The organism is Streptomyces coelicoflavus, assembly GCF_003112555.1.
GTDB classification, from domain to species: Bacteria; Actinomycetota; Actinomycetes; order Streptomycetales; family Streptomycetaceae; genus Streptomyces; species Streptomyces coelicoflavus.
This window is the reverse complement of sequence record NZ_BEWB01000021.1, coordinates 1-20020: the sequence shown is the minus strand read 5'-3', so window position 1 is coordinate 20020 and position 20020 is coordinate 1. Positions and strand designations below refer to the sequence as shown.

Annotated in this window: 18 protein-coding genes, 2 pseudogenes and 2 riboswitches; of the genes and pseudogenes, 9 read left to right on the top strand and 11 right to left on the bottom strand. The window is 69.9% G+C overall.

From position 1 onward, the window contains the following. Positions 1-49 precede the first annotated feature (49 nt). Positions 50-793, bottom strand: a complete 744-nt coding sequence (locus tag Sco07f_RS37135) for a TioE family transcriptional regulator (RefSeq protein ID WP_108990514.1) — start codon at positions 791-793, stop codon at positions 50-52. Positions 794-851: 58 nt separating this feature from the next. On the opposite strand from Sco07f_RS37135, the gene Sco07f_RS37130 reads away from it, so the two are divergent. Next, positions 852-2054, top strand: coding sequence for an erythromycin esterase family protein (locus Sco07f_RS37130; RefSeq protein ID WP_108990513.1), 1203 nt, complete (start codon positions 852-854; stop codon positions 2052-2054). Between the two features lie 10 nt (positions 2055-2064). Here Sco07f_RS37130 and Sco07f_RS37125 read toward each other — a convergent pair whose 3' ends face one another. The 9 genes from Sco07f_RS37125 to Sco07f_RS37085 form a co-directional block, all read right to left on the bottom strand. Next, on the bottom strand, positions 2065-2724 hold the full coding sequence (locus tag Sco07f_RS37125; RefSeq protein ID WP_087789472.1) for a trimeric intracellular cation channel family protein: 660 nt from the start codon (positions 2722-2724) through the stop codon (positions 2065-2067). A gap of 77 nt (positions 2725-2801) precedes the next feature. Then, entirely contained in the window at positions 2802-4181 is a 1380-nt protein-coding gene (locus Sco07f_RS37120; RefSeq protein ID WP_167468334.1) for a dipeptide ABC transporter ATP-binding protein, read from the bottom strand. Between the two features lie 47 nt (positions 4182-4228). Then, on the bottom strand, positions 4229-5326 hold the full coding sequence (locus Sco07f_RS37115) for an ABC transporter ATP-binding protein (RefSeq protein WP_007444819.1): 1098 nt from the start codon (positions 5324-5326) through the stop codon (positions 4229-4231). After that, the gene (locus Sco07f_RS37110; RefSeq protein WP_007444817.1) at positions 5323-6321 is read right to left on the bottom strand and encodes an ABC transporter permease; all 999 of its coding nucleotides are present in this window, start codon (positions 6319-6321) and stop codon (positions 5323-5325) included. The genes Sco07f_RS37115 and Sco07f_RS37110 overlap by 4 nt, the downstream gene beginning before the upstream one ends. 140 nt (positions 6322-6461) lie before the next feature. Continuing rightward, positions 6462-8264: an ABC transporter substrate-binding protein gene (locus tag Sco07f_RS37105; RefSeq protein ID WP_007444816.1), complete on the bottom strand. Its 1803-nt coding sequence runs from the start codon at positions 8262-8264 to the stop codon at positions 6462-6464. 70 nt (positions 8265-8334) lie between these two features. Further along, on the bottom strand, positions 8335-9342 hold the full coding sequence (locus Sco07f_RS37100) for an ABC transporter permease (protein ID WP_007444815.1): 1008 nt from the start codon (positions 9340-9342) through the stop codon (positions 8335-8337). Between the two features lie 312 nt (positions 9343-9654). Next, complete coding sequence (locus Sco07f_RS37095; protein WP_087789474.1) at positions 9655-10452, bottom strand: enhanced serine sensitivity protein SseB C-terminal domain-containing protein; 798 nt, start codon at positions 10450-10452, stop codon at positions 9655-9657. 192 nt (positions 10453-10644) lie between these two features. Next, positions 10645-11412, bottom strand: a complete 768-nt coding sequence (locus Sco07f_RS37090; protein ID WP_108990512.1) for an enhanced serine sensitivity protein SseB — start codon at positions 11410-11412, stop codon at positions 10645-10647. 101 nt (positions 11413-11513) lie between these two features. Further along, the gene (locus tag Sco07f_RS37085; protein WP_054102035.1) at positions 11514-12182 is read right to left on the bottom strand and encodes an AAA family ATPase; all 669 of its coding nucleotides are present in this window, start codon (positions 12180-12182) and stop codon (positions 11514-11516) included. Between the two features lie 177 nt (positions 12183-12359). Next, a riboswitch (glycine riboswitch) is annotated at positions 12360-12453 on the top strand. Next, positions 12454-12569: riboswitch (glycine riboswitch) on the top strand. Between the two features lie 39 nt (positions 12570-12608). On the opposite strand from Sco07f_RS37085, the gene gcvT reads away from it, so the two are divergent. The 7 genes and pseudogenes from gcvT to Sco07f_RS37050 all read left to right on the top strand — a co-directional run bounded on the left by gcvT (position 12609) and on the right by Sco07f_RS37050 (position 18984). Beyond that, positions 12609-13727: a glycine cleavage system aminomethyltransferase GcvT gene (gene gcvT / locus Sco07f_RS37080; protein ID WP_108990511.1), complete on the top strand. Its 1119-nt coding sequence runs from the start codon at positions 12609-12611 to the stop codon at positions 13725-13727. 162 nt (positions 13728-13889) lie between these two features. Further along, positions 13890-14267 carry a glycine cleavage system protein GcvH gene (gene gcvH, locus Sco07f_RS37075; protein WP_007444790.1) on the top strand — a complete coding sequence of 126 codons (378 nt, stop codon included), beginning with the start codon at positions 13890-13892 and terminating at the stop codon, positions 14265-14267. 14 nt (positions 14268-14281) lie between these two features. Continuing rightward, entirely contained in the window at positions 14282-15544 is a 1263-nt protein-coding gene (gene glyA, locus Sco07f_RS37070; protein ID WP_054102037.1) for a serine hydroxymethyltransferase, read from the top strand. 99 nt (positions 15545-15643) lie between these two features. Further along, positions 15644-17011, top strand: a complete 1368-nt coding sequence (locus Sco07f_RS37065; protein WP_108990510.1) for an L-serine ammonia-lyase — start codon at positions 15644-15646, stop codon at positions 17009-17011. Between the two features lie 198 nt (positions 17012-17209). Beyond that, complete coding sequence (locus tag Sco07f_RS37060) at positions 17210-17707, top strand: IS5 family transposase (protein WP_108990509.1); 498 nt, start codon at positions 17210-17212, stop codon at positions 17705-17707. A gap of 3 nt (positions 17708-17710) precedes the next feature. Next, a pseudogene (locus Sco07f_RS37055) lies at positions 17711-18400 on the top strand (SCO6881 family protein); the annotation flags it as partial. A 362-nt stretch (positions 18401-18762) separates the two neighbouring features. Then, on the top strand, positions 18763-18984 hold the full coding sequence (locus tag Sco07f_RS37050) for a hypothetical protein (RefSeq protein WP_063789656.1): 222 nt from the start codon (positions 18763-18765) through the stop codon (positions 18982-18984). Between the two features lie 14 nt (positions 18985-18998). Here the strand turns inward: Sco07f_RS37050 and Sco07f_RS37045 are convergent. Continuing rightward, a pseudogene (locus Sco07f_RS37045) lies at positions 18999-19862 on the bottom strand (IS5 family transposase). Positions 19863-19904: 42 nt separating this feature from the next. Here Sco07f_RS37045 and Sco07f_RS41190 point away from each other — a divergent pair. Next, positions 19905-20020 (top strand): Rmf/CrpP family protein (locus Sco07f_RS41190; protein ID WP_305793848.1); only part of this gene is annotated, 116 nt, incomplete at its 3' end.

Genomic DNA, 20020 nt, shown 5'->3' with positions numbered 1-20020 from the left:
GCTTTGGTTCCCAGCCCCGCGCGGCCACCGACCCCACTCCCCTTCCCCGCTACCGTCCCGTCTCCCGTTCCCGTTCCCGTGCGCGCAGATACGCCTCCAGCTCCGCCGCCCCGGTCACCATCGCCCGGCCCCGCGCGGACACCCGGTCGCGCCACTCGCGCAGGGCGGCCTCCAGCGGTTCCACTCCCCCGGCCGACCGCACCCGGTCGAGGACGGACGCGATCCGCTCCAGCGGATACCCGCCCCGCCTGAGCTGGTGGGCGAGACGGACGTCCCGTACGTCCGCCTCGCCGTAGCGGCGGTACCCGGTCACCGGGTCGCGCCGGGGGCGCACCAGTCCGGCGCGCTCCCACTTGCGCAGGGTCGCGGGCCGGATGCCCAGCTCCGCCGCGAGCGCGCCGATGAACCCGCCGGCCGCCGCGGGAACGTCCCCGGCGGCCTCGGGCACCAGGTCCCGCAGTGCCGCCTCCACGGCCTCCAGCGTCCGCCGGTCGTCGAGCAGCCGGGCGTGGCTCTCGTCGATCAGCCGGAGCGCCTCGTCCACGGCGTCCTCGTTCACGCCCCGCAGCACCGAGGCCGCCGTCCCGTGGCCGTGACCCGCCGCCAGGGCGAGGAACGCGTCCAGGGCGCGGGCGTGCAGCGCGGTGTAGACGCGGTAGCCGTGGGCGGTGCGCCCGGCGGCCGGGAGGATGCCGGCCGCCTCGTAGTTCCTGACCGCCTGCGCCGACAGACCGTGGGCGCGGGCCAGGTCGACCGGCCTGAGCCGACCCCCGCTTTGAGGGTTGACGACCAAAAGTCCCACTCCCCCGCTCCAGAGTTTCAACCGAGGGTTCAACGATACCGTTGAAGCCATGGCCGAACGCATCCAGGACATCGCCCATCCCCTCGACGCGGCCGCCCTCGTGCGGCTGCTGCCGGCCCCGCCCCGGCTGCTCGCCCTGGGCGAGCCCACCCACGGCGAGGACGCTCTCCTCGACGTGCGCAACGACCTCTTCCGGCAACTCGTCGAGCAGCACGGCTACCGGACGATCACGATCGAGAGCGACTGCCTGAGGGGCCTGGTCGTGGACGACTACGTCACCTGGGGCACCGGCACCCTCGACGAGGTCGTGGAGCGCGGGTTCAGCCATCCCTGGGGCCCGAGCGCGCCCAACCGGGAACTGGTGCGCTGGATGCGCGCGTACAACGAGGACCGGCCCGCGCACGAGCGGGTCCGCTTCGCCGGTTTCGACGGGCCCTTGGAGATCACCGGGGCCGCGAGCCCGCGGCAGGCGCTCACCGCGCTCCACGACTGCCTCTCGGCCCTGGTGGACCCGGCCCTCCTTCCCTGCGACGCGGACACCCTGGACCGGCTGCTCGGCTCCGACGACCGGTGGACGGATCCCGGGGCGATGACGGACGCCGCGCGGTCCGTGGGGCGGTCGGCCGAGGCCGGGGAGCTGCGGACGCTCGCCGCCGACCTGGTGTCGCTGCTGGACGAGCAGACGCCGCACCTGCTCGCCTCCGCCGCACGGGACGGCTGGGAGCGGGCGCGGCTGTACGGACGTACCGCCACCGGACTGCTGACGTACCACTACTGGATGGCCGAAGCCTCCCCGGCCCGCATGACCCGGATGCTGGGTGTGCGCGACCGGATGATGGCCGCCAACCTCCTCGCGCTCGCCGAGCGGGGGCCGGCCTTCGTGCACGCCCACAACTCCCACCTCCAGCGTGAGAAGAGCTCGATGCGGATGTGGCAGGGCCGGCTGGAGTGGTGGAGCGCGGGCGCCCTGGTCGGCGCCCGGCTCGGCGGGGAGTACGCCTTCGTGGCCACGGCGCTCGGCACGATCCGGCACGAGGGGGTGGACACGCCGCCGCCGGACACCGTCGAGGGGCTGCTGTACGCCCTCCCGGACGGCCCCCGCGTCCTCGACCCCGCGCTGCTGGCCGGCGCCCTGGGCGATCCGCGGCCCGCACCCCGCGTCTCGGCCTGGTTCGGTTACGCCCCGCTCGACCCCGGCCACCTGGACACGGTCGACGGTGTCGTCTTCGTCAAGGACATGCCGCGCCCCTGAGCGCGCCGCCTCAGTCTCCCTCGACCACCGTCGACCGGCGGTTCCAGGCGCGCGGTGCCCGCCAGTGGTAGCGCAGGGCGAGCAGCCGCAGGACGAAGGCCGTGACGACCGCCAGTCCGCTGGTGAAGGGGGTGAGCGCCTCGTAGCGGATGCACAGGGCGACCATCGTGGAACCGACGATGGCGGGGACGGCGTACAGGTCGCGGTCCCAGCGCAGCAGTGACGGCACCTCGTTGGCCAGCACGTCGCGCAGGACGCCGCCGCCCACCGCGGTGGTCAGGCCCAGGCAGGCCGAGGCGGTGAGGCCGAGACCGTAGTCGTACGCCTTGGTGGTGCCGGCGACGCAGAACAGGCCGAGGCCCGCCGCGTCGAAGATGTTCACGCCGGTCTGGAGACGCTCGACGTGGGGGTGGAGGAAGAAGACCAGCAGCGTCGCGAGCAGCGGGGTGAGGAAGTACCCGAGGTCGGTGAAGGCGGCGGGCGGCACCGCGCCGATCACCAGGTCCCGGAACAGTCCGCCGCCCAGCGCGGTGACCTCGGCGAGGACGGCGATGCCGAAGACGTCGAAGTTCTTGCGTACGGCCAGCAGCGCGCCCGAGATGGCGAAGACGAAGATCCCGACCAGGTCGAGCGTGTGCTGGACGGTGGGGCTGAAGAGTTGCTCGTACACCTTCCATTCTTACCTGCCAGTGAGCCCCTGCCTTACAAATGAAGGCAGGGGCTCACTGGCAGTGCGGGTGAGTGAGGTCACTTCCCCTTGGCGGGAGGCTCCTCGTCGGCACTCCCGGAGTCGCTCCCGTCGGCACTCCCGGAGTCGCTCTCCTCGGCGTTCCCGGAGTCGCTCTCCTCGGCGTTCCCGGCGCCGTCGCCGGCGTTCTCGCCGTCGTCGGCACCCTCGGCGGCGGGCTCGTCGCCGCCGTCCGACGCGGTGTCCGCGGGGGACTCGGCCTCGACCTCCGCGGCCACCGCCGCCGAGGTCGCCGCCGACTCCGCCAGGGCGTCCTCCGACACCAGCTCCGCCGCCTCCTTGGCGGCGGTGAGCAGGACGACGTCCTGCGGGGCCTGGTCCTCGAAGTTCTCCGGGTGGTGGCAGGCGACCTGCTGGCCCGGCCGCAGCTCCTTGAGCGGCGGCTCGGTGGTGGTGCAGATCTGCGTCGCCTTCCAGCACCGGGTGTGGAAGCGGCAGCCGCTCGGCGGGGAGATCGGCGAGGGCACGTCGCCCTTGAGCAGAATGCGCTCGCTCTTGGCACCGCGCCGCGCCGGGTCCGGGATCGGGACGGCCGACATCAGCGCCTTGGTGTACGGGTGCATCGGCGACTTGTAGAGCAGGTCGCGGTCGGCCAGCTCCATGATCTTGCCGAGGTACATCACCGCGATGCGGTCCGAGACGTGCCGCACGACGGACAGGTCGTGCGCGATGATCACGTACGTGAGGCCCAGCTCGTCCTGGAGGTCGTCGAGCAGGTTGACGACCTGGGCCTGGATGGACACGTCGAGCGCGGAGACCGGCTCGTCGGCCACGACCAGCCTCGGGTTGAGCGCGAGCGCGCGGGCGATGCCGATGCGCTGGCGCTGACCGCCGGAGAACTCGTGCGGGTAGCGGTTGTAGTGCTCGGGGTTGAGGCCGACCACCGACAGCAGCCGCTGGACCTCCTTCTTGACCCCGCCCTCGGGCTGGACGCCCTGGAGCTTGAAGGGGGCGCTGACGATCGTGCCGATGGTGTGGCGCGGGTTCAGCGAGGAGTACGGGTCCTGGAAGATCATCTGCACGTCGCGGCGCAGCGGACGCATGCCGCCGACCCCGAGGTGGGTGATGTCCTTGCCCTGGAACTCGACCTTGCCGGCGGTCGGCTCCAGGAGCCGGGTGATGAGCCGGCCCATGGTCGACTTGCCGCAGCCGGACTCTCCCACGACGCCCAGCGTCTCGCCGGAGCGGACCTCGAAGTCGATGCCGTCGACGGCGCGGACCGCGCCGACCTGACGCTGCAGCAGGCCCTTCTTGATCGGGAAGTGCTTCTGCAGCCCGGTCACCTTGAGCAGGGTCTCGCCGGGGGCCGCACCCTTGGTGAGGGTGGCGGTCCCGCCGGCCTTCTCCTGCGTGCCGTCGCTCTGCGCGGGGATGGCCACAGCTTCGTCCTTGGCCTTGCCCTTGGTTTCGTCCTTGGCTTCGTCGCTCACAGCTTCGGCGCAATCTCTTCGGTCCAGATACGCTCCCGCTGCTCCTGCGACATGTGGCAGGCGGCCCAGTGCTTGCTGCCGACCTCGGTCAGCTCGGGGCGGACCGTGCGGGTGACGTCGTCCTTGGGCACGTCGGCGTACGGGCAGCGCGGGTTGAAGGCGCAGCCGGACGGGAGGTTGATGAGGGAGGGCGGCGAGCCCTTGACCGGGATGAGGCGTTCCTGCTGGTCGCGGTCGAGCCGCGGCATCGAGCCGAGCAGACCCCAGGTGTAGGGGTGCCGCGGCTCGTAGAACACCTTCTCGGCCGGGCCGCGCTCCACGCACCGGCCGCCGTACATCACCAGGAGGTCGTCGGCCAGCTCGGCGACGACGCCCAGGTCGTGGGTGATGACGATGACCGCGGAGCCGAACTCCTTCTGCAGGTCCCGGATGAGGTCGAGGATCTGCGCCTGGACGGTGACGTCCAGGGCGGTGGTCGGCTCGTCCGCGATGAGCAGCTCGGGGTTGTTGACCAGCGACATCGCGATCATCGCGCGCTGGCGCATACCGCCGGAGAACTCGTGCGGGTAACTGTCCACCCGCTTGTCCGGCTGCGGGATGCCGACGCGGTCGAGCATCTCCACCGCGCGGCGCTTGGCGGTCTTCTTGTCCACCTTGTGGTGGATGCGGTACGCCTCCACGATCTGCTGGCCGATCGTGTAGTACGGGTGCAGCGCGGACAGCGGGTCCTGGAAGATCATCGCCATCTCCCGGCCGCGCAGCTTGCGCACGTGGTCGGGGTCGGCGGACAGCAGCTCGGTGCCGTCCAGCCAGATCTCGCCGGAGATCCGCGCCTTGCGCTTGCCGTACTGGCCGGCGGTGTGCAGGCCCATGATGCCGAGCGAGGTCACCGACTTGCCGGAGCCGGACTCGCCCACGATGCCGAGGGTCTTGCCCTTCTCCAGCTGGAAGGAGAGCCCGTCGACGGACTTGACGAGACCGTCGTCGGTCGGGAAGTGGACCTTGAGGTCGCGTACTTCCAGGAAGGCGGTCGGCGCGGGCGAGGTGCCGGTGGGCTCGCCCACCGCTGCCCCGCTCTTGCTCAGTTCGGTCATGCGAGCCTCACTCGGGGGTCGATCACGGCGTACAGGATGTCCACCACGAGGTTGGCGATCAGCACCGCGAGAGAAGTGATCAGGACGACGCCCAGGATGAAGGGCAGGTCGTGGTTCTTGATCGCGTCCAGCACCTTCTGGCCGAGGCCGGGGAGACTGAACGTGGTCTCGGTCAGGATGGCGCCGCCCATCAGGGCGCCGAGGTCCATGCCGAGCATGGTGAGCAGGGGGGTCAGGGTCGACCGCATCGCGTGCTTGCTGATGACGACCTGTTCCTTGAGGCCCTTGGCCCGCGCGGTGCGGATGTAGTCCTCGCCGAGGATCTCCAGCATGGTGGCGCGGGTGATCCGGGCGTACATCGCGGCGTACAGGAAGGCCAGCGTGATCCACGGCAGGATCATGCCGCCGATCCAGCCGCTGAAGCTGTCCTCGAGCGGTACGAACTCACCGTCGATCCAGCCGAGGCCGTAGGAGAAGATCGCCAGGCTGAGCAGACCGGTGAAGTAGATGGGGAGGGAGACACCCGCCAGGGCGACGACCATCGCACCGCGGTCCCACAGCGTGCCGCGCTTGAGGGCGGAGAGCACACCGGCGGCCACGCCGAAGATCAGCCACAGCACTGCGGCGCCGAGCGCGAGAGCCAGGGTCACCGGGAAACGCTCGGTCAGCACCGGCCACACGGACTGCTCGGTCTTGAAGGAGTAACCGAAGCAGGGCGCGGCGCAGTGGGTCACGTCGCCGCCGGCCGCGTAGGTACGGCCCGCGAAGATTCCCTTGAAGAACTCCCAGGCCTGCACGAGCACCGGGTCGCCCAGACCCAGCTTCTCCCGCACACCCTCGACGGCGGCAGGGTCCGCCTGCTTGCCGACGAAGTTCAGGGCGATGTCGACCCCGGCCCACTTGGGGACGAGGAAGAAGATGCAGAAGACCACCAGGATGATGACCACGAGCATCACTGCGGCGGCGAACAGCCGCCTGATGAGGTAAGCGAGCACGGGTTGCGGCCCGCTGCGTCCCGCGGGCCGCCGGAGATTTCCCCCACTGCCTTAAAGGCGTGGGAGGTACCCCCAGGCGGCCCGCGGTCACGCCGCGCCGGCCTTCACCTGCCTTTCGTGCCGTACGGCGGGTGTACCGGTTACTTCTTGGGGTTCTTCAGGCCGATGTTCACGAAGTCGTACATACCGCTGTAGGCGTCGGTGGTGTACACGTTCGCGATGTTGCTGGAACGCCAGTTGATGAACTTCTCGAAGACGAAGGGCAGGTAGTACGCGCCCTCCATCACCTTGTGGTTGATCTCCGTGGCGATCTTCTCCTTGCCCGCGTCGTCCTTCGCGGTCAGGTAGTCGGCGAAGAGACCGTCGATCTTCGGGTCGTCGATCATCGCGAAGTTGTTGTTCGCGCTGTCGAGGATGTACTCGCTGTGCCACAGCGGCAGACCGTAGCCCTGCACGGACGGGAAGTCCGGGCCCCAGCCCATGATGATGATGCCGTAGCCCTTCTTCTTCACGTTCGTGGGGCTACCGATGACGCTGGCGTACTGCGAGCCGTCGTACTGGTCGATCTCGACGTTGATGCCGACCTTCTTCAGCGAGGCCTGGAGGGACTCGGCGGTGGCGACCTCGACCGGCTTGTTGTTGCGGACCGCGATGGTGGTCTTGAAGCCGTTCGGCTTGCCGCAGGCCTTCAGCTCTTCCTTGGCCTTCTCGACGTTGCCCTTCTTGTTGGCACCGGCCATCTCGTACGGGTCGTACTTCTGACCCTCGGAGCCCGGGACGGCGGGCGGCAGCATGTTGGTGCCGATGTCACCGCCGGCGACCGGGCCGCCGCGCGCGGTCTGCAGGGAGACGTGGTCGGCCCCGTAGAGCACGGCCTTGCGGCAGTGGATGTTGTTGAACGGCGCCACGTTCTGCGGGAACGCTGCGTACCGGATGTAACCCGAGACCGGGTTGTCCAGGTTCTCCTTGTGCTCCTTCAGCGCCGTGGTACGACCCTGCGGGGACAGACCGGTCTGGGCCAGGTCGATGTCGTAGTCGCCGGCGATGAGGCGGGCGTCCAGGTCGTTGGCGTTGGTGAAGAACTTGATCGTGATCTTGTCCGGGTACGCCTTGCGGATCGGGTCCGAGCTCTGCTTCCACTCGGTGTTGCGGACCAGGGTCAGGTCCTTGCCCGGGTTGTAGGACTCGAACTTGTACGGGCCCGAGGAGAACGGGTGCAGGCCGTACTTGGACTTGGTGTCCTTGTCCTGGCGGACCGGGGACGCCGAGGTCAGCGCGAGCATCTCCTCGAAGTCCGAGTTGGCCTGCGGCAGGTGGAAGACGATCGTCTTGTCGTCCGGCGTCTCGATCGCCTTCAGACCCAGCTTGTCCGCGGACTTGTCCTTGTACGGGCCCTTGTACTCGTCCTTGGGGTCGAGCACCTCCTTGAGGTACGTCGGACCGCCGGACAGCACGTCCTGCGCCCAGACGCGCTCGATGCCGTACTTGACGTCCTTGGAGGTGATCGGCTTGCCGTCCTCCCAGGTGATGCCGTCACGCAGGGTGTACGTGTAGGTCTTGCCGTCGTCCGAGACCTTGGCGACGTCGGTCGCGAGGTCGGGGGTGACCTCGGCGCCCGTCTTGCCCGGCTCCGTCTTGTTCGTGACGAGCTGGCGGCTGTAGTAGCGGGAGAAGTTCCACATGAAGCCGTAGTAGCCACGCGTGGTGTCCCACGAGTCGGCGTCCTGCGTGCTGGCGAACTTCAGCGTGCCGCCCTTCTTGGCCTCGGAGGCCTGGGCGACCTTGTTGTTGGCGGCGTTGAAGCCGGCCGCGCCGTTCTTCGAACCGCTGCCGCCGTCGTCGTCGCCGCCGCCGCCGCACGCCGCCGTGGTCAGCAGCGCGGCGACCACTGCGGCAGCGGCCAAAGCCTGCTTGCGCCGCCCTGAGGTGCGTTGGGTAGTCACGATCTCGGATCCTCCGGATTAGATGAGAGACCCCGTGCAGGTGCCACGGGTCGCCTTGCGGTACGGCAGGTCAGCGGGAGCCCTTCGGGTCCAACGCGTCGCGCACGCCGTCACCGAAGAGGTTGAAGGCAAGAACGGTGATGAAGATCGCCACACCGGGAACCACCATGTACATGGGGTCCGACTTGTAGTAGTCGATCGCGCTCGAGAGCATCTGCCCCCAGGACGACGTGGGCGGCTTGACGCCCACGCCCAGGAAGCTGAGCGCCGCCTCGGTGAGGATGTTGGTGGGGATCATCATCGTCGTGTAGACGATGATCGGCGCCACCAGGTTGGGCAGCAGTTCCTTGAACAGGATGTAGAACCGTCCGGCCCCCAGCGACCTGGCCGCCTCGACGTACTCCCGTTCACGCATCGAGAGGGTCTGGCCGCGGACCACGCGACCGATGTAGGGCCAGCCGAAGAAGCCGATGACCACGATCATCATGAGCAGGCGCACGCCCGTGCCGCTCAGTCCGAGCATGTTGTCCGGCATGACCGAGACCAGGGCGATGATGAAGAGCAGCTGCGGGAAGGCCAGCAGGCCGTCCATGATCCGGCAGATGAGGGAGTCGACCCAGCCGCCGAAGAAACCCGCGAGGACACCGAGGACGGTGCCGAGGATCACGGCGACCATGGCGGACAGGAAGCCCACCAGCAGGGAGATCCGTGCGCCGTGGACGATGCGGGCGAAGATGTCGCGGCCGTTGACCGGCTCCACACCGAGCCAGTGGTCGCCGCTGACACCGCCCAGGGAACCCGTGGGGGTGCCGAACAGCGGGTCGATCATGTCCTCGTTGTACGCGTTGGGCTCCTGCCCGTACAGCGAGGTGATCAGGGGAGCCAGTACGGCGACCACGATGAGGACCAGCACCACGATGCCGCCCGCGAGGGCCAGCCTGTCCCTCTTCAGGCGTTCCCAGGCGATCCGGCCCAGGGAGCGCCCTTGTACCGACTTGGCCTCGGCGCCGGCGACCGCCGCTTCCTCTGCCGCACTCGGGGCCGCTTCCGCGGTCGGCTCGTGCAATGGTGCCGTCATCTGGCAGGGACCCCTCTCAACCGGCGGTAGCCGGCCCGCACTTGCCGCTGTAGCGGCGTGATCAGTCCGTCGTACACAGGGGCGAGCATCCACCCCTTGTTGCGGGAGTCTTCAACGCTTTGGCGATCTGTAGCCAGAGCTGACGGGGAATGGATGCGCAACCGTGATGCTGTTTGAGGTGTTCCGTTATCCGGACAGTGGGTAACGGGGGCCGGACGCGGGCGAGTTGGGACATCCGGGACACGGGGGTGCTTTGCGCCGTCATCTACGCGCGAAGATGGCCTCTGTCGGCCCTGCCGGGCGGCTCGGCCGTCAGTACCGGCTACCGGCCGGAGGGTATCCGTACCCGCCCGCCGGCGCCTGGGCGGGGGCGGCCGCGTGGGCCTCGCGGTCGTAGAACGGGCGGGCGCCGGCGCGCAGCCACAGGGCGACCGGGTCGTGCGTGTCGGTCATCGCCACGGTCGACACCGGCAGCCCGTCGGGCACCGCGCCGATGGACTGCTGCATCATCGCGCGCACCGCGTCGACGGCCGGCGGGGAGGTGTCGTACACGTCCAGGCCGATGGCGAGATACGGCGCCCCGAGCGCCGGCTGCACCCAGGCGCGGCGCAGCGCGCGGACCGCAGGGGTGCGGTGGGCGTTCTGCGCGAGCAGGGCGTAGAACTGGGGGATCTCGATGGCCGGTTCGGACAGGCGCAGGGGCCCGGCGGGCTGGCGGTCCAGGCCGGAGGCGATGCGGCGCAGGTCGAGCCAGGGGATGCCGACGCCGCCGCCGGGGGCGTGCGGGTTGAGCCACAGGCCGTAGTGGTCCGGGTAGAGCGCGCGGGCCACCTCCAGGCCGTCGACCACCTCGTACGACCGGTTCCAGCCGCTGGCGGACAGCTCCTGGGCGGAGGTCACGCAGGGCGCGTAGCCGTAGCCCTCGACCTCCATGTTCCCGTACTGGGCGTCCGGGGAGCCGGCCTGTCCGTGCCACAACAGCATCCAGACCTGGCCGGAAGTGGGGGTGGCGAGGGCGCGCAGCAGGGCCTCGTAGGCGTCGTAGCGCCCGGGCGTCACCTGGCGCAGCATGTGCTCGACCTGTCCGGTCGTGGTGCCGCTGACGCTCACGCGTATCGCCCCTTCGAGAAGTTCCCCCGGTGTCGGGACCAGCTTAAGGCTCCGCCGGGTGCGGGGGGCCTTCCAGCTCGGGGTGTGCTGCCGTCTTGCGGGTGCGGGTTCGTCGTGGCTGGTCGCGCCCACGCGGCGGAGCCGCACATGTCACGGCCCCGCGCCCCTTCACGGCATCTCCCTCACCGGCGCTTACAGGTTGCCGTCGTAGAAGGGCCTGACCCGCTCCCGCATCCAGTCGCAGACCGGGTCCTGGGCCGCCTCCAGGAGGATCAGGTTGACCGGGTAGTGCAGGGGGGACTTGGCCAGCGCGCGGCCGAGGGCTTCCAGGGGGAGGGCTCGGGCGTCGCCCTCCCAGTGGGTCAGCTCGACACCGACGTACAGGACCGGGTCGGCGGTCTCGACGGCGGCCAGGCAGCGGCGCGCGCTGCGGACCACGCCGGTGGCGGCGAACTCGGCGGAGGCGGCGGCCAGGAAGTCCACCGGGTCGTCCTGCCAGTCCGGCTCGAAGAGGCGGACCCGGCCGCCGGACGCGGGACCGTCCAGCGGGGTGCGTCCGGCCCGGCACAGTTCGGCCACGGCGGGCGGCGGCAGCGGGATGCCCACCACGCCCTCCGGGTTCACCGCAAGGCCGACCTGTGGCGGCAGGCCGCGGGCGAACTCCACGGCGGGGGCGACGGTGTACGCCATCTGCGCCCCGGCGACCTGGCGGAACTGCTCCTCGGAGCTGAACACCGGTACGTAGGCCTGGCCGTCGATCTCCAGCGTCGGCAGGTCGAGGGGGCCGCTGTGCGGGCCGCCGCCGCCCGGCAGGGGTATCCACAGGAAGCTGCGGCCGAGGACCTCGACGATCCGGCCGCCCGCCGCCGGGACGCCGAGGGAGGCGGACAGCACCTCCTCCAGCTCGTTGCCGGGCCACCCGCCGTGCGGATGGGGGTGTGCCTGTGCCGGGAAGTCCATCTGCCTACCTACCGCCTGCCTGGTACCGCCGTTCACGGCCGCTTCGTGGCCGCTTCGTGGCTGAAAGGCTAACCCGTTCGGCCCCGCGGCCCTACCGTGCGTCACCCCGTGAAGGCGATCCGGCGGAGGGTGTCGGCCGCCGCCCGGTCGAGGACGACCGCCGAGGCGCAGCCGGCGGGCAGGGTGCCCCCGGTCACCGCGCGCAGCAGTCGGGAGTTGGCCGCGCGGTGCCGCAGGAACGCGTACCGCGACACGCCCCGGCCGCGCTCGCGCTGGCCGGCCAGGGCGGCGTCGGGAGCGACGTCGAGGAGCAGCAGGTGCAGGGTGCCGCCCCGGCGGCGGGCCTCGCGGGCCAGCCAGCCGCGCACCCAGGCCTGGGTGCCGCAGTCGTGCACGACGACGCCCTCGCCGGAGCGCACCGCGCGGCGCAGTCCGGCGTAGTGGGCGAGGCGGACCAGGGGACGGTAGAGCGCGTACGGCAGCGGCCCCGGCATGCGGCGGTCCCAGCGGTCGCGGGTGTCCTGGGAGTCGACGCGCGCGCCGCGCACGGTACGCCGCATCAGCGTGGACTTGCCGCTGCCGGGCAGGCCGGTGATCACCACCAGGTCCCGGGGTCCGAAGAGCAGGGCGTGCGGGCTGTGGCCGTCGCGGTCCCTGAGGTCGCGGACGACGGGTGCGGTCAGTGGGGCGCAGGCCTCCGGGGCCGGGGCGGCGGGCTGCTTGGGCAGCGCGAGTCCCGAGGTCGTGGCGTACGCCGTGGTCCTGTTCACCGTGATCGTCCTCCCCTGGGGCGGTACACGAGTACCTCCCCGTCGAGTGTAAAGAGAAGGTAATGCGCAGGTCTCGCGTTTTCGTTCGCTTACTGCCACAAGCCGGTTACAGATCACGGTCTGCCATGGATCGACCCGGCGTGCAATGATGGCGGCGCCAACTGCATACCGGCCGTTTGAATCCGCGCGGGAGAGTCCCCGGCCGCGCCGGGGCGCCGAAGGAGCAAGTCCCTCCCTTGAATCTCTCAGGCCCCGTTACCGCGCGGGCGAGGCACATCTGAAAAGCGGACCGCCCCCGACGGCGGTCCCACCCAAGGTGCAAGCCCTGATCGCCGTACTCCGGTGGCCGTGGCGAACCTCTCAGGTTCCGATGACAGATGGGGAGGACCGACCTCGCCACGTCCTGTCATGGGAGACGACCGACCGATGAGCAGTACCGAACCGCGCCGTACCGCGCTCGACGCCACGCATCGCGCGCTGGGCGCGACGATGACCGACTTCGCCGGCTGGGACATGCCGCTGCGCTACGGCTCCGAGCGCGAGGAGCACGTCGCGGTGCGCACCCGCGCCGGTCTCTTCGACCTCTCGCACATGGGCGAGATCACCGTCACCGGCCCGCAGGCGGCCGAGCTGCTGAACTTCGCGCTGGTCGGCAACATCGGCACCGTGAAGCCGGGCCGGGCCCGCTACACCATGATCTGCCGCGAGGACGGCGGCATCCTGGACGACCTGATCGTCTACCGGCTCGACGACACCGCGTACATGGTGGTCGCCAACGCCTCCAACGCCCAGGTCGTGCTGGACGCGCTGACCAGGCGGGCGGCCGGCTTCGACGCCGAGGTGCGCGACGACCGCGACGCCTACGCGCTGCTCGCCGTGCAGGGCCCGGAGTCCCCGGGCATCCTCGCGTCGCTCACCGACGCCGACCTGGACGGCCTGAAGTACTACGCCGGTCTGCCCGGCACCGTCGCCGGCGTCCCGGCGCTGATCGCGCGTACCGGCTACACCGGCGAGGACGGCTTCGAGCTGTTCGTGAAGCCGGAGCACGCCGTCGAACTGTGGCAGGCGCTCACCAAGGCGGGCGAGGGCGCCGGGCTGGTCCCGTGCGGCCTGTCCTGCCGGGACACGCTCCGCCTGGAGGCGGGCATGCCGCTGTACGGCAACGAGCTGTCGACCGCGCTGACGCCGTTCGACGCCGGTCTGGGCCGGGTCGTGAAGTTCGAGAAGGAGGGCGACTTCGTCGGGCGCGCCGCGCTGACCGAGGCCGCCGAGCGCGCCGCTTCGGAGCCTCCCCGCGTCCTGGTCGGCCTGGTCGCCGAGGGCCGCCGGGTCCCGCGCTCCGGGTACCCGGTCGTCGCGGGCGGCGAGGTGATCGGCGAGGTCACCTCGGGCGCTCCGTCCCCGACGCTGGGCAAGCCGATCGCCATGGCGTACGTCGACGCCGCGCACGCGGCCCCGGGCACCGAGGGCGTCGGCGTGGACATCCGGGGCAGTCACGAGCCGTACGAGGTCGTGGCGCTGCCGTTCTACAAGCGCCAGAAGTAGACACTGGGCGGCACCGGCCCCCGGTGTCCCCGGCGGCACCGGCCGCCTGTGTCCCCCGGCGGCACCGGCCGCCTGTGTCCCCGGGCGGCGTCGGCCCGTGTGACGTACCGCCCCACCACCCCCTTCACCAGCCACTTCCTCGCGTACAGGAGAATTCAGGTCATGAGCAACCCCCAGCAGCTGCGCTACAGCAAGGAGCACGAGTGGCTGTCGGGCGCCGAGGACGGCGTCTCGACGGTCGGCATCACGGAGCACGCGGCCAACGCGCTCGGTGACGTCGTCTTCGTGCAGCTTCCCGAGGTCGGCGACGCGGTGACCGCGGGCGAGACCTGCGGCGAACTGGAGTCCACCAAGTCGGTCTCCGACCTGTACTCCCCCGTCTCCGGTGAGATCGCCGAGGTCAACGAGGACGTCGTCAACGACCCGTCGCTGGTGAACAGCGCCCCCTTCGAGGGCGGCTGGCTGTTCAAGGTGCGGATCACGGACGAGCCGGCCGACCTGCTCTCCGCCGACGAGTACACCGCCTTCACCGCCGGCTGAGGAGTCCCGACCGCATGTCGCTTCTGAACACACCCCTGCACGAGCTGGACCCGGACGTCGCCGCCGCCGTCGACGCCGAGCTGGACCGCCAGCAGTCCACCCTCGAGATGATCGCCTCGGAGAACTTCGCCCCGGTCGCGGTCATGGAGGCCCAGGGCTCGGTCCTCACCAACAAGTACGCCGAGGGCTACCCCGGCCGCCGCTACTACGGCGGCTGCGAGCACGTCGACGTGGTCGAGCAGATCGCCATCGACCGGGTCAAGGCGCTCTTCGGCGCCGAGCACGCCAACGTGCAGCCGCACTCGGGCGCCCAGGCCAACGCGGCCGCGATGTTCGCGCTGCTCAAGCCCGGCGACACGATCATGGGTCTGAACCTCGCCCACGGCGGGCACCTGACCCACGGCATGAAGATCAACTTCTCCGGCAAGCTCTACAACGTCGTCCCCTACCACGTCGGCGACGACGGCCAGGTGGACATGGCCGAGGTGGAGCGCCTGGCCAAGGAGACCAAGCCGAAGCTGATCGTGGCGGGCTGGTCGGCCTACCCGCGTCAGCTGGACTTCGCCGCGTTCCGCAAGGTCGCGGACGAGGTCGGCGCCTACCTGATGGTCGACATGGCGCACTTCGCCGGTCTGGTCGCGGCGGGCCTGCACCCGAACCCGGTCCCGCACGCGCACGTGGTGACGACCACCACCCACAAGACGCTGGGCGGCCCGCGCGGCGGTGTGATCCTCTCCACGGCCGAGCTGGCCAAGAAGATCAACTCCGCCGTCTTCCCCGGTCAGCAGGGTGGCCCGCTGGAGCACGTGGTGGCCGCCAAGGCCGTCGCCTTCAAGGTCGCCGCGAGCGAGGACTTCAAGGAGCGCCAGGGCCGTACGCTGGAGGGTGCCCGCATCCTGGCCGAGCGCCTGGTGCGGGACGACGCGAAGGCGGCGGGCGTCTCCGTCCTGACCGGCGGCACGGACGTCCACCTGGTCCTGGTGGACCTGCGCGACTCCGAGCTGGACGGCCAGCAGGCCGAGGACCGTCTCCACGAGGTCGGCATCACGGTCAACCGCAACGCCGTCCCGAACGACCCGCGTCCGCCGATGGTGACCTCCGGTCTGCGCATCGGTACGCCGGCCCTGGCGACCCGCGGCTTCACCGCCGAGGACTTCGCCGAGGTCGCGGACGTGATCGCCGAGGCGCTGAAGCCGTCCTACGACGCGGAGGCCCTCAAGGCCCGGGTGAAGGCCCTGGCCGACAAGCACCCGCTGTACCCGGGTCTGAACAAGTAGACACCGCTCCCGGGGGTGGGGCGCCGCATCCGCCACAAGCGGCCGGGCGCCCCGCCCCTCGGCACCCCCTCCGCACCACCCCCGTTCTGAGGAGTCCCCGTGGCCATCTCGGTCTTCGACCTGTTCTCGATCGGCATCGGCCCGTCGAGCTCGCACACGGTCGGCCCGATGCGCGCGGCCCGCATGTTCGCCCGCCGCCTGCGCAACGAGGAGCTGCTGGACTCCGTCGCCTCGGTCCGCGCCGAGCTGTACGGCTCCCTCGGCGCCACCGGCCACGGCCACGGCACCCCCAAGGCGGTGCTGCTCGGCCTGGAGGGCGATTCGCCGCGCACGGTGAACGTCGAGACGGCCGACACCCGCGTCGAGACGATCCGGTCCTCCGGCCGCATCAGCCTCCTCGGCGACCACGAGATCGCCTTCTCCTACGACGACGACATGGTCCTGCACCGCCGCAAGGCCCTCCCCTACCACGCCAACGGCATGACGCTGTGGGCGTACGACGCCGAGGGCGCCGAGGTGCTGACCAAGACGTACTACTCGGTCGGCGGTGGCTTCGTCGTCGACGAGGACGCGGTCGGCGCCGACCGCATAGTCCTCGACGACACCGTCCTGAAGTACCCCTTCCGCACCGGCGACGAGCTGCTGCGCCTGACCCGCGAGACGGGTCTGTCCATCTCCGCCCTGATGCTGGAGAACGAGCGTGCCTGGCGCGACGAGGACGAGATCCGCGAGGGCCTGCTGGAGATCTGGCGGGTGATGCAGGCGTGCGTCGAGCGCGGCATGACCCGCGAGGGCATCCTGCCGGGCGGCCTGAAGGTCCGCCGCCGCGCCGCGAACACCGCGCGCAAGCTGCGCTCCGAGGGCGATCCGCAGGCCCTGGCCATGGAGTGGATCACGCTCTACGCGATGGCCGTGAACGAGGAGAACGCGGCCGGCGGCCGGGTCGTCACCGCCCCGACCAACGGCGCGGCCGGCATCATCCCGGCGGTCCTGCACTACTACGTGAACTTCGTCCCCGGCGCCGACGAGGACGGCGTGGTCCGCTTCCTCCTCGCCGCCGGCGCCATCGGCATGCTCTTCAAGGAGAACGCCTCCATCTCCGGCGCAGAGGTCGGCTGCCAGGGCGAGGTCGGCTCCGCCTGCTCGATGGCGGCCGGCGCCCTCGCCGAGGTCCTGGGCGGCTCCCCGGAGCAGGTGGAGAACGCCGCCGAGATCGGCATGGAGCACAACCTCGGCCTCACCTGCGACCCGGTCGGCGGCCTCGTCCAGATCCCCTGCATCGAGCGCAACGGCATGGCCGCGGTCAAGGCCGTCACGGCGGCCCGGATGGCGATGCGCGGCGACGGCTCCCACAAGGTCTCCCTCGACAAGGTCATCAAGACCATGAAGGAGACCGGCGCCGACATGTCGGTCAAGTACAAGGAGACGGCGCGGGGCGGGCTCGCGGTGAACATCATCGAGTGTTAGGTGGATGGGCCCTGACCAGCGTGTTCGTCTCTTTCAGCGCTGTCAGGGCCTTCCCTGTTTACGCGGCGGAAAGTCCCTGGGACCTCCCTGGGACAGACGTGAAAGTCCCTGAAAAATCCCTGTCGCGCCCCCATCTCGAAGCGGGGCGCGACACCCGAAGCCAGCCGTGCCGCCTAAAGCGTTGCTAGTAGCTGGCGTGTGCAGCCGGGTCATGAGACCCCCGCATCACAGGGGCCAGCGATCTTCTGCCCGGTAGGCCCGGGATGGGCAGCATTGTCCGGACCTAGGCCGCTTCCTTCTGATCATCTGATTGTTGGACCGGTCGTGTCGTTAACGGATGCCCAGTGGGCGCGGATCGAGCCGTTACTGCCGGGTCGGACGCCGAGACGTGGTGGTCGGTGGCGTGATCACCGGCAGGTGATCGATGCCATCGCGTGGAAATTCCGGACCGGTTCTCCGTGGACGGACATGGCGGCCACGCTCGGCTCGTGGAAAGGCGCCCACAATCGGCTGCGGATGTGGGCTGCCAACGGCACTTGGGTGAAGGTGTTCACCGCGCTGCTGGCCCGTGCCGACGCCGAGGGCGATCTCGACTGGATCATCTCGGTCGACTCCACAATCGTGCGCGCGCACCAGCACGCCGCCGGGGCCCGTCAAAAGGGCCTCCGGCTGGCGAGCCGCACGACCAAGGTATGAGCCATGGGAGTCTGCGACTTCCCGCTCATGGACAAGGTCTGCGGCGCCGTCGACTTCGCCACCAATCCAGTCGGCACCGTCACCGACGGCCTCGGGGCGTGGATCGCGAAGTCAGCGGGTGAACTGGCGGCCAGCGCGGCTGACCTGGCGACCAAGGCCGTCAACAAGACGACGGCCATCGACCTCAACGCCGGGTGGTTCCGGGACAACTATGAGCTGCTGCTGCCCATCGGGCTGGCGCTGACCGTCGGCATCTTCTGCATCCAGCTCATGACCGCGGCCTGGCGCCGTGACGAACGCGCGCTCGCCAAGGCGGCGTTCGGCACCACGACCGGTGTCCTGTTCAGCTTCTCCGCCATCGCGTTCACCACCGTCGCCATCACCGTGGTCGACGCGTTGTCCGACGGGCTGTTCCAAGCGGCCAACACCTCGATCGACGACGCGATCCGCCGCGTGGTCAAGGTCGACCAGATGGGAGCGATGTACGGCCTCGGCTGGTGCGTCTCCGCACTGGTCGCCTTCGGGTGTGCGATCGGTGCGTTTCTCTACTGCGGGGTGATGGTCGCCCGCAAGGTCGGCGTTCTGATCATGGTCGCGCTCGCCGTGTTCGCCGGGGCCGACGGCAGCTGGGAGGTCGCCAAGCGGTGGCGGCGCGGCTGGATCGAGGCCACCGGCACCCTGATCGTCTCCAAGCCGCCCCGGCAGCGGACTTGTCGGCCGAGGGCTGATCCTCGTCGGCACCCAATCAGTCACTACACCTTCGCCTAGAGCCTGTCCGGCGGGTGCGTGACCGCTCTGGTGGTCGGTATGGGCCCGGCCACCTCTCCAGCCTTGGGTGGTGGTGATCTTCACCGCCCGCCGCTAGGCTCCGTGTTGCTCATTCAAGAGCCACAGAGCACTGGCGACGTGTCCGATGGGGGACAGTACTCCGATCTCAACAGCAGTGAGCACCATGAGTCTCTAATCGTCGCAGAGCCTCAGCAGGCCATCGCAAGCGGTGGTCGAGCTGAGGCTGCCCGCCGACTGGTCGACCACCTTCGTGAAGGGATCGACTGGTGAGGCTGACTTTTTCCGTTCAGGTACTTCTCGCGCTCTTGTCATTCGTGTCATCGCTACTGGTAGCGGTGGTGGCGGGGGTACTTTCGCATGTGGCTGGGGCTCCGGTAGCCGGTGCAGTGCTGTACGGCGGCGGCGCACTCATCGGCTGGATGACGCTCTGTGTCACTGTGCTGACGGCTCTCGGCCTGCTCGGGCATCACAGCCATCCCGGCGAGTGAGGATCACCCGGCGATCAGGAGCGTAACCAGAGTCGCATCGCAGCGAGGGTGACGGTGCCGTGGAAGACACAGGCCCGTTTGTCGTGCCTGGTTGCCACAGCCCGCGACGCCTTGAGAACGTCCACGGTCCGCTCGACTTCGTTCCTGCGTTTGTAGAGCGACTTGTCGAAGCCGGTGGGTCGACCGCCTTGGCTACCGCGGTGCTGCCAGTTGGCACGCTGGTTCCTCGGTTCGGGGATGGTGTGCTTGATCTGGCGCCGGCGAAGGTTGCGACGGGAGGAGATCGCCTTGTCGCCGCTGACGTGATCAGGCCGGGTGCGCGGGCGACCGCCGCCCGGCCGCGGTACGCGCACACGCTCCAGGACCGGGATCATCCGAGGTACATCGCCACACTGCCTGGGCGTGATCAGCATCGCCAAGGGCAAGCAGCCGTCGTCTGCGGCCAGATGGATCTCCGTGGTCAGGCCGTCCCTGGACCGGCCGAGCGCCTCGTCGCGGCGGTGTTGAACAGGCCAGGTAAGTTTCCTCGGTATCCGTGACGTACCACTTCGAGCCCCGGCGGCATGCTGATGGCCTGCAGGTCGTCGAGTCGATACCGACCATGCTCCAGTCGACACGGACCTCCGCTTCTGCGTCGGTCTGAACGGCGTGCAGGACCTTCTCCCAAGTGCCATCCGCCGACCAGCGTCGATGCGGGTCGTGACACGTCTTCCACTCCCCGAAGCGCGTCCGCAGATCCCGCCAGGGGATGCCCGAGCCCTGGCGAAGAGAATGCCGTTGATCACCTTGCGATGGCGCTTCCACCGGCCACCCCGTCCCACGTTCTTCGGGAGATGCGGCTCTAGTACTCCAGTCTGGTTTCGCGATCCATCTGGCAGGTTCGTCGGCGGATCGCCGTTGGTAGTCGCTGCGTCGGGCGGTTGCCTGGTGGCGTCAGCGCCAGGTGGACCAGTGCAGGAATCCTACAGGGCACCGCGGCCGGGCGCCGCGGCGACGACGTACGGACGTGCCCGTACCCGAGCGATTCCGTACTCTG

What these genes read in the sequence shown, in the direction of transcription:
- Sco07f_RS37130 (WP_108990513.1), top strand. Translation starts at nt 852, where the DNA reads ATGGCCGAACGCATCCAGGACATCGCCCATCCCCTCGACGCGGCCGCC.
- Sco07f_RS37115 (WP_007444819.1), bottom strand. Translation starts at nt 5,326, where the DNA reads ATGACCGAACTGAGCAAGAGCGGGGCAGCGGTGGGCGAGCCCACCGGC.
- Sco07f_RS37100 (WP_007444815.1), bottom strand. Translation starts at nt 9,342, where the DNA reads ATGACGGCACCATTGCACGAGCCGACCGCGGAAGCGGCCCCGAGTGCG.
- Sco07f_RS37090 (WP_108990512.1), bottom strand. Translation starts at nt 11,412, where the DNA reads ATGGACTTCCCGGCACAGGCACACCCCCATCCGCACGGCGGGTGGCCC.
- gcvT (WP_108990511.1), top strand. Translation starts at nt 12,609, where the DNA reads ATGAGCAGTACCGAACCGCGCCGTACCGCGCTCGACGCCACGCATCGC.
- gcvH (WP_007444790.1), top strand. Translation starts at nt 13,890, where the DNA reads ATGAGCAACCCCCAGCAGCTGCGCTACAGCAAGGAGCACGAGTGGCTG.
- glyA (WP_054102037.1), top strand. Translation starts at nt 14,282, where the DNA reads ATGTCGCTTCTGAACACACCCCTGCACGAGCTGGACCCGGACGTCGCC.